Here is an 8,716-nt window from a genome sequence, read left to right as displayed (position 1 = left end):
ATTGGGCGGAAGCCCTCGATCGTCAAACAGTCGGCAACAACCTTCTATTCTATATCCGCAGACGAAGCGTTACGTCCGGACGATCGGGGAATCGGTGACCGATTTCATGAAGCATCAGTTTTGACGTTGGTCTAATGCGGTTGCGGGGGGCATGAGCAAAAATGAATGGGATGGTCGGCAGCATAATTGAAGGCTTAGGGGCTCCCATACATTGGGCCAGTCAGGGTCTGCTGATCCTTCTGCAGTACGACGCCAGCGTCTTTGTCCTATGCCTGTTTGGCGCTGTTTGGTGTGGCCGATTCATCCGGCGAAACAAGATCGCGCACTTCGACGAGGCAATGTCAGGGCTGCTTAGCCGGGAAGAAGCACTATCGAACATTGCGGCCGCGAAAGATCCTGTAGAAGCGCAAGCACGGTTTTCGAAGGACTTTGATGCAATCGCGGATGTGATGGCCCGGCAAGACAGAAAGGAATTGGCGCTGGCGTGGGAGCAGTTCCGCGAAACCTTTATCGATGAAAATGAGGCCACCATCCGCACGACAGCGCGCGCAGAATCATATTTCTTGCATTTAGCAGACGACACGCGGGTCCTTGCCTGGGGTGCGAACATCGCGGTGGGGCTCGGCCTCACTGCTACGTTCCTTGGCCTTATTGCCGCGTTGACCGCCACGCTCGAGCTGCTTCCCAAACCCGGGTCTGTCGAGACGCTAGATGCGACGAGCGCGCTGCAGCCACTTTTGTCGATTACCGCTGCGAAATTCTGGACGTCGGTTACCGGGATCGTTTGCTCGCTCATTCTGCGTCGGACTGACCGTCGCTGGCATGAGCAGTTACAGCTTCACCTTGATACAATCTGTCAGCTTCTTGACCGGGGGACGCTATACACGCCAGCCCAAAGGCTGGCTGCGGAACAATTACGTGAAATGAAGCGCCAGACCGAAGCATTTCAGACACTGGGTGCTGATCTTGCAACGGCAATCGACAATGCCCTTACTAGCCGCATGTCACCCGTTGTGTCCGTTCTCGGCAGCATCAACGAAAGCATCGAACAATTTGGCAAGGGCGTGTTCAATCAAGTCAGCCAAGATCTCGGCAAGGCTCTTGGAGAGCACGCTGGCCGCGAAATGCAGCAGCTTGGTCAGACCTTGGCAGTTATGGCGACCAAGTTTGATGAGCTTTCCAATGGCTTGGCCGGAGTGCCCGCAACGCTTGAAAACACGCTCCGGGAAATGCGTGCGCAGTTCGAGACAGAGCAGGAGGATACGCGGCGGCGTCAGACGGAGGCTGGAGCGCAGATGTCTGATCAACTCAGCAAGCTGGCTGAGAAGTTAGGGGGCGTCACCGGGCAATTTTCGGAGGATCTCGCAGAAAAGCTGCAAGCGACGATCAAGGCTGCAACTGATACCAGTGGAGAAGTGCTTGGATCTGCATTCGCCAAATTTGGTGAGCGGATGTCCCAATCGACGGACGAACTGGTTCAAAGACTGGCTTTGCTGGCAAATACGGCAGCGCCCCTTAGTGAGGCGATGACACGGGCCGCAGAGGCAACAAACGAGCAGGCACAACGCCTGGAGGCGGCTGGGAGATCGACTGAAGAAGCGGGTGGGAAGCTGTCCAGGGCTGTCTCCGAGCTCAATTCCGCGCTTAATCCAGTGGCCAATGCAGCGAAGTCAGTCGGCGAAGCTGCATCATCCATCTCGACGGCCTTGAATGCGCACAAGCAGGCAACGGGCGAACTGACCGGACAGCTTATTGCAACTGCCAGTTCTGCCGAAAAAGCTTGGTCCAACTACGAGGGACGATTCAATCAGGTCGATCAGGCGCTCGGAAAGACGCTTGATGGTTTGATCTCAGCGACAGCTCAACATGCGACGGCAGTCAACCAGCAGATCGGAGAAATGGATGGCGAGTTGGCAAAGGCTGTAAGCAACCTACGAGATGCTTTAGAACCTCTTGAGGAACTCGCAGACGAGATATCTTCTCTCCTCGAAAAATTGAAGTCGTGATATGAGCGAAATATCTGCTCGTAGGCGCCATTCGGAAATCGAAGAAGAAAGCTATTTCGTATCGATGTCTGATATGCTCGTTGGCCTCCTATTCGTTTTTGTTATTTTACTAGTGTATTTTGCTATCACATTTAAGCAGAAAGAGGATTATCTTGTAGGAGCAGGAGAAGCTCGCAAGAAGCTTCTCAAACAACTCGAAAAAGACATCGAACAAAAGCTACCGGGTGTCGATGTCGTCATCAACAGGGAGACGGGAATCCTCAGGTTGCCGGAGGAGGTTCTTTTCGAATCGAACGAATACGAGCTTAGCCCCCGGGGGCAGGCTGCGATCAAGACGGTTGCCGCCATCCTCGCGAGCCGGCTACCCTGCTACACGAAATCGACAGAACCTAACGGGCTTCAGTGCGTGGGCCCCGAAGAATCTCACAGGATTGATACGCTCCTCGTCGAAGGACATACGGACGCAGATCCAATCAGGGGAGACTTGACAGGCTTGGGGAACCTCGACCTATCAGCGCGCCGTGCTACTCGCACCTACCTTGCTTTGACCCAGGCGCAACCCGGGCTGGACAAGTTGACCAATGGCGACAGCGTATATCCAACGCCAGTCCTAGGAGTTGCAGGCTATGGGCCGCACCGTCCCGTTTCTGATGATGCCGGTCGTCCCTTGCCTCAAAATACCGCGCCTCAAAAAGCCCTTCATCGCCGGATCGATTTACGGTTCATTATGGTGACGCCGAAACGTGATGCGGTTCAGCGAGGCAGCAAAATCTGATGCCGGGCTTAAACGCGATAGCCCAGAAATGGAAAATTGGCGGGCTGGCGTTACCGCCACCTCCGTATGTAAGCGCTCTCATCAAGGTCACCCGTGATTGGGTCTCGATTGGGCTCGATAACCGTGTCGATCGAGAGCCTTGGCAGGCTTTCATCGATCGGATCGATCCTGCGGAGCCATCGAGATTGTCACGTAAGGACCTACGGCGTCTAGCTACGGAAATTTGGGATTTTCCAGAACTGCGCGGCTACGTTGCGGGACTCGTCCATCATTGCGCCGCCTTGTCTAAACGCACTTTGGACAGGAGACTGGCACGAGCCTATTGGAACCGATTCCGGCCCGACGAGCCGATTTTTGCTTTTTTGGGGCAATTCTGTGCGTCGAGGGGGGCTACCTTGGGCACACCCTGGACTGAGATCAGTTCGGCATTGCCAATATGGGATTGCGATAGCGGGCCAAAATCGTTGGGCCTAATGCTGTTGGATGTCGGAAGGAGAGACGCTCTCCTCCGCCAGGCAAAGCTAAGCTTGCGAGAAATGCAGGGTGGGTTTGTAGAAGCTGCCTTCAGCGCGCTCCTGCTTGATCGCAGCCGCCGTTCGATCAGTGGACACTCGGATTTAGCCATACGCGATGAAGCCGCAACCATAATCCAATTGGCGGATGGACTAGGTGCCGGAGCAATCCAAGGAAATGCGGGACTCATCGCTTATGCTTTGCTCAAACCTTGGGTGGATCGCTCGGCGCCGATTGAGCACAAGGATATGATCCGAATTTTCTTGATCAAGGAATTCGGTGACCCTCGAACCAATAGCAATCAATGGCTTTCGCGGGCGAACGCCCTTTCCAAGAAATACCATATCGCCGACTCGACTGACGTGTTCAGATTGTTGAATCGCTGGCTCACGGAAAGGTCGGTTGAGCTATTTTTCGAAATCATTGCCGATACGACTGAGCGGAAGGATCACTGGAAAGCCCGTCGGGCATTTTGGAATGCATATCTGACAACCGGAGCCATTAGTGATGCCTGGTGCATCCTTGGCACTCAAGCTGAGCGGCACGTAAAAAGGTTATCGGTGATCACGCCGAATGATTTTGGGAAAGTGGACGGCAGCAACATCGATCCCGGACATTCGGCACTGCTGATGAGGATTGGCGACCTCGTGATCGCCGACTGGAGTCACGTGGGTGCAGTGCGTTTTTGGAAATATCCGAATACGCCAGACCTTTATAACGAAAAATATTTTGGAAAGAACTTAGATAGATCAGCTGGATACAATTACGCGAAAATAAATCATGTGCCGATCAAATCTATGTCGCACATCGGAAAATGGTATCGCAAATTTTCTGATTTCATACAGCAGGAAACCGGCATTCAGTATTCTGGGCCGAAGGGTGCCGACCTGTGGGGATGGTAACATTTGCATCTCACGCGACCTCCACAGGCGAGCGCCTTGTCCTGACCGATGAGAACGGCGCGGCGGTGCCATTCGAAGACTGGACACTGCGTGGGCCAATCGCATCGCGAGGTATTGCCGCAGACCTCCTCGACCGCTGGGCCAACGACACCCGTGATGTAACCGACGCACCGCTAGTTTCTCCTGAGCCGGACGGGTCCGTTACCCTCGCCTACGCCTTGGTCGCGGGCCTTTCAGAGCAGGAGGCGGCGGCCCTCGCTTTGCCACCCGCCATCCGCATTCAACTCGAAATAGAAACGTCCGGCATTTTCGGGCGCCCTGGTTTCAAGGTGGAAACTCGCTGGGTCCGGCCAGGCGGACTTGCTGCCCGAGTGGTGCGAGCCGAAGGTCGGGTGCGGTATAACGGGCAAGAATGGCGTGTCGCCGAGCCGTTATGGTCAACCCTTGAGGCAGTCCGGGCAGTGAACGAAGCGTTCGATGCGCCCGCTCAGCAATACGCAATGTCGAGGCTGCGCGAGACGCTCGGTGCTTCCGAGGGTGACATTCTTCATCCCGATGGCTTTTTGAAGCGATTGCGCATCAGCTACGCTGCCGGTTTCTCTTTGGACTTGAAGACAGCGGGCGGCAAATTCGACTTTGACCCGATCCTCTTCAGTCGCGCACGACGCGCTGCGGCCCAAGAGGGCGAAGTGCCCGATAGCGACGATGATGGATTGCTTCCATCGTCACTCCAGCAGAAGTTCATCGAGCGATTTCGGGCCTCTGATCGCGCCCTCAACGCCTATCGGCTCGACGATAGCACAATCGTTTATTTGGACCCCGAACTGAAGCGGGCGCTTGAAATCGTTCACCGAGCGCAAGGGCTCGACGAAGACAGCCGCCGTAAATTTGCGCTCAGCCCGCGTCGCTACATTTCGGAAGCCATGCCGGAAGGTGCGTTGGCCGATGATGCTGTCAGCGCTCTGTTCATCGAGACCCAGCAGTATTCCGAGCGGGTCAACGGCATCGACATCTGGCGCAAGCCGGTGCTGCCATGGATCAAGCCTAAGCCGAATAGCTGGCTGCCGGAGAGCTTTGGCTTGTACATCGGCGACCCGCCCAACGGCGAACAGATCGACATCGAACCCGACCAACTTGATTCGGCAATTGATACTCTCGAGGCAGCTGTTGCCAGAGAGCAGGAAAGTGTCGAGATCGGCGGCAAGACGGTGCCCGCGACGACGCAGGCGCTTGACGCTCTTCGGAGTTTGCGTGATCGGCTGACACAGGAGTTTCCCGAGAAGCCGGAGGTCGACGACAGCGAGCTGCTGCCGGGCCCACTGTTCCTGACCGTATCGGAAAACTTCGAACACGTTGAATACGAGGAAAGCGCCCTCGGGGCTGCCCAGTCATTCTCCGCCCCTCGGTTCCCGGGAGCGGTAGTCAGCACGCCTAAAGACCACCAACGCACTGGCTTCAACTGGCTGGCAGAAGCATGGGAAAACCGCTTGCCTGGCGTCCTGCTTGCCGACGACATGGGCCTCGGCAAGACGTATCAGCTCTTGGCTTTTCTTGCTTGGCTTCGCCACGATCAAGGGGTCAAGGAACCGTTCCTGATCGTGGCGCCGACTGGCCTCCTCGAGAACTGGCGGCAGGAAATGCGCATCCACCTCGATGAAGGTGCGCTCGGAGAGGTGTTGCCGGCCTTTGGCAGCAACCTTGGCCTGCTTCGGCAAGGCCGTGGTCGCGACACCCAGTCTGGGGCAGCGCAACTCTCGACAAGCGCGTTCGACGGTTATGGCGTGGTGCTCACTACCTATGAGACGCTGCGCGACTACCACATGAGCTTTGCGCGCCAGCGGTTTGCCGTCGCGGTCTGCGATGAGGCGCAGAAGATCAAGAACGCCACCAGCCAGATCCGCCGGGCGGCCACAACTGTGAACGCACGGTTCCGCATTGCGATGACCGGCACTCCGGTAGAGAACCGGTTGCAGGACCTATGGACCATCATGGATTGGTCCTGGCCAAAGATGCTTGGAGCGAGCCGCGACTTCGAGCGGCTCTATCCGGACGACGACGCAAATGCCTTGGGTGAATTGCGAGGTCTGCTGGTCGATCGGCAGGAAGGACGCCCCCCTGTCATGCTCCGGCGCATGAAGAGCGAGGTGCTCGACGGTCTGCCGCAGAAGCGCATCGTGAAGCACCAGATTGAAATGCCGCCCGTCCAGGCAGAGCGATATTCCCGCACGATCGAACAGGCGATGATGCTCCGCGGCAGCGGTCAACGCGGCCTGATGCTGAAGGTGCTGCACGAACTACGGGGAGCATCGCTCTATCCTGGCAGCCGAGATGATCCGGAATTCGAGCCGGCCAATTCGGCCCGAATGAAGGCTGTTTTCTCTGCTCTGGAGCAGATCAAGGCAGCGGAGGAAAAGGCGCTGGTCTTCTGCGAAGACCTTGCGATGCAGGCCCGCCTTGCCGCTGAAATTCGCCATCGGTTCGGCATCGGTCATCCCGTTGCCCGCATCCATGGCGGTGTCGGCCCGCAGGTGCGCCAGCAGATCGTCAACGAGTTTCAGAGCCGCCCGGCCGGGTTTGATGTGCTGATACTCTCGCCCAAGGCAGGCGGCGTCGGCCTGACGCTCACGGCGGCAAACCATGTCATTCACGCCTCACGCTGGTGGAACCCGGCAATCGAGGATCAGGCTACAGACCGCGTGTATCGCATCGGCCAGACCCGTGATGTGACGGTGCATATACCGCTGGCAGTTCACCCCGATCCCGCGCTGCGTGACGCCAGCTTTGATTTCAAGCTCGATCAACTTATGGAGCGCAAGCGTGGCCTGAGCGCGCAGTTGCTGATGCCGGGTGAAACGGATGGTGATCTCGACAGCCTGTTCGAAAGCCTGTTCGAGAAGGGTGAGCTTGCTCCAACCGATGCGCAGCAACCAAGCGATGAAACGCTCGATTCGGAACCGGTGGCACCGGAAGAACCGTTCAATCCGCCTCAGACCGAGCGACCTGTCTTGTCCGCGCGCATCCAGCAATCTGCGACGCCACAGCGGAAAGTGCCGAGAATGGTTCGCTACAACCCGGGCGACGACCGCGAGTGGGAAATCTTTGCGGGCAACTTGGCCAACCGGGCGATCGAGCACCTCGTCATTCGCGATCCCTATGCGCTGGCCGGGCGGAGAAACCGGCTTTTGACCGCTGATTTTGCAACGCATCTGGCCCGCAAGGTTCCCGGCATTTCGCGGGTTACGGTGATTGCCTGGGACGCCGAGAGCGCGCGGAACGACAATTACGAGACCACCCAACGCGCTGCAGACGAGATGGAGCGTGAATGGGATCGTCGATTCATGGGCCGCGTGCTTTTGATGCTGGAGTTGAAATCGCGCGGCGAGGACCGCCGGTTTCACGACCGTTGGGTTGAAGCACACCTGCCGGAAGGCGAGCGACTAGCGTGGAACCTGACCAGCGGCGTGGACGGGTTCATGAACACCGAAAGCGAATGCACGGTGACGCTGTGGGACGAATAGGGCGCAGTGTTCCCCGTCAGCACCAATGGCACAGATTTGAGGTTGTGATTTAAGGAGTGTTGGGGCTTCGTCGTAGTGACGAAGGAACGAAGATGAAGTCCCAACACTCCTTGAAAAAATCGCCTGCCAAGGCCCCCGCGGAAGCGGTAGTGAAGGACATCCGGCGGCGGACCCGGCGGCACTTCTCGGCCGAGGACAAGATCCGCATCGTGCTGGATGGCCTGCGCGGTGAGGACAGCATCGCCGAGCTGTGCCGCAGGGAAGGCATCGCGCAGAGCCTGTATTACACTTGGTCGAAGGAGTTCATGGAAGCTGGCAAGCGCCGATTGGCAGGCGATACTGCCCGCGCCGCGACCAATGGCGAGGTGCAGGACCTACGCCGCGAAGCCCGTGCCCTGAAGGAGTGCGTGGCCGACCTGACGCTCGAGAACCGCCTACTCAAAAAAAGCATGATCGCGGATGGGGGCGACGACGAATGAGGTATCCCGCATCGGAGAAGCTCGAGATCATCAGGATCGTCGAGCAATCACACCAGCCTGCCAAACGGGCGCTGGATCAGCTCGGCATCGCCCGCCGGACGTTCTACCGCTGGTACGACCGGTTCCTTGAGGGTGGGCCGGAGGCGTTGGCGGATCGGCCCTCCGCGCCGAGCCGGGTGTGGAACCGCATCGCACCTGAGGTGCAGGATCAGATCGTCGAGATGGCACTGGATTACAGCGAGCTGTCCCCACGCGAACTGGCCGTGCGATTTACCGATGAACGCCAATACTTTGTGTCTGAAGCCACGGTTTACCGCCTGCTGAAAGCACACGACCTGATCACCAGCCCGGCATACGTCGTGGTGAAAGCGGCGGATCAGTTCCACACTAAGACCACCCGGCCGAACGAGATGTGGCAGACTGACTTTACCTACTTCAAGATCATCGGGTGGGGCTGGATGTACCTGTCGACCGTGCTCGACGACTTCTCGCGCTACATCATCGCCTGGAAGCTGTGTACCAA

General features: G+C 57.5%; 4 protein-coding genes and 1 pseudogene. All 5 read left to right on the top strand.

Going from position 1 to position 8,716, the window contains the following annotated elements; translation table 11 throughout:
- Positions 1–161 precede the first annotated feature (161 nt).
- Positions 162–2,006, top strand: coding sequence for a hypothetical protein (locus Q0O40_RS14270; RefSeq protein WP_295531274.1), 1,845 nt, complete (start codon positions 162–164; stop codon positions 2,004–2,006).
- A 1-nt stretch (position 2,007) separates the two neighbouring features.
- Positions 2,008–2,781, top strand: a complete 774-nt coding sequence (locus tag Q0O40_RS14265; RefSeq protein ID WP_295531272.1) for an OmpA family protein — start codon at positions 2,008–2,010, stop codon at positions 2,779–2,781.
- Positions 2,781–4,196, top strand: a complete 1,416-nt coding sequence (locus Q0O40_RS14260; protein WP_295531269.1) for an EH signature domain-containing protein — start codon at positions 2,781–2,783, stop codon at positions 4,194–4,196. The genes Q0O40_RS14265 and Q0O40_RS14260 overlap by 1 nt, the downstream gene beginning before the upstream one ends.
- The gene (locus Q0O40_RS14255) at positions 4,190–7,714 is read left to right on the top strand and encodes a DEAD/DEAH box helicase (protein ID WP_295531276.1); all 3,525 of its coding nucleotides are present in this window, start codon (positions 4,190–4,192) and stop codon (positions 7,712–7,714) included. Before Q0O40_RS14260 ends, Q0O40_RS14255 begins: the two co-directional genes overlap by 7 nt.
- Positions 7,715–7,806: 92 nt before the next feature.
- Positions 7,807–8,716 (top strand): annotated as a pseudogene (locus Q0O40_RS14250) (helix-turn-helix domain-containing protein); the annotation flags it as partial.

It is taken from the genome of Novosphingobium sp. Chol11, assembly GCF_945870625.1.
Classification (GTDB): domain Bacteria; phylum Pseudomonadota; class Alphaproteobacteria; order Sphingomonadales; family Sphingomonadaceae; genus Novosphingobium.
Note: the sequence above shows the minus strand (reverse complement) of the source record. Positions and strands in the feature narration are given on the sequence as shown.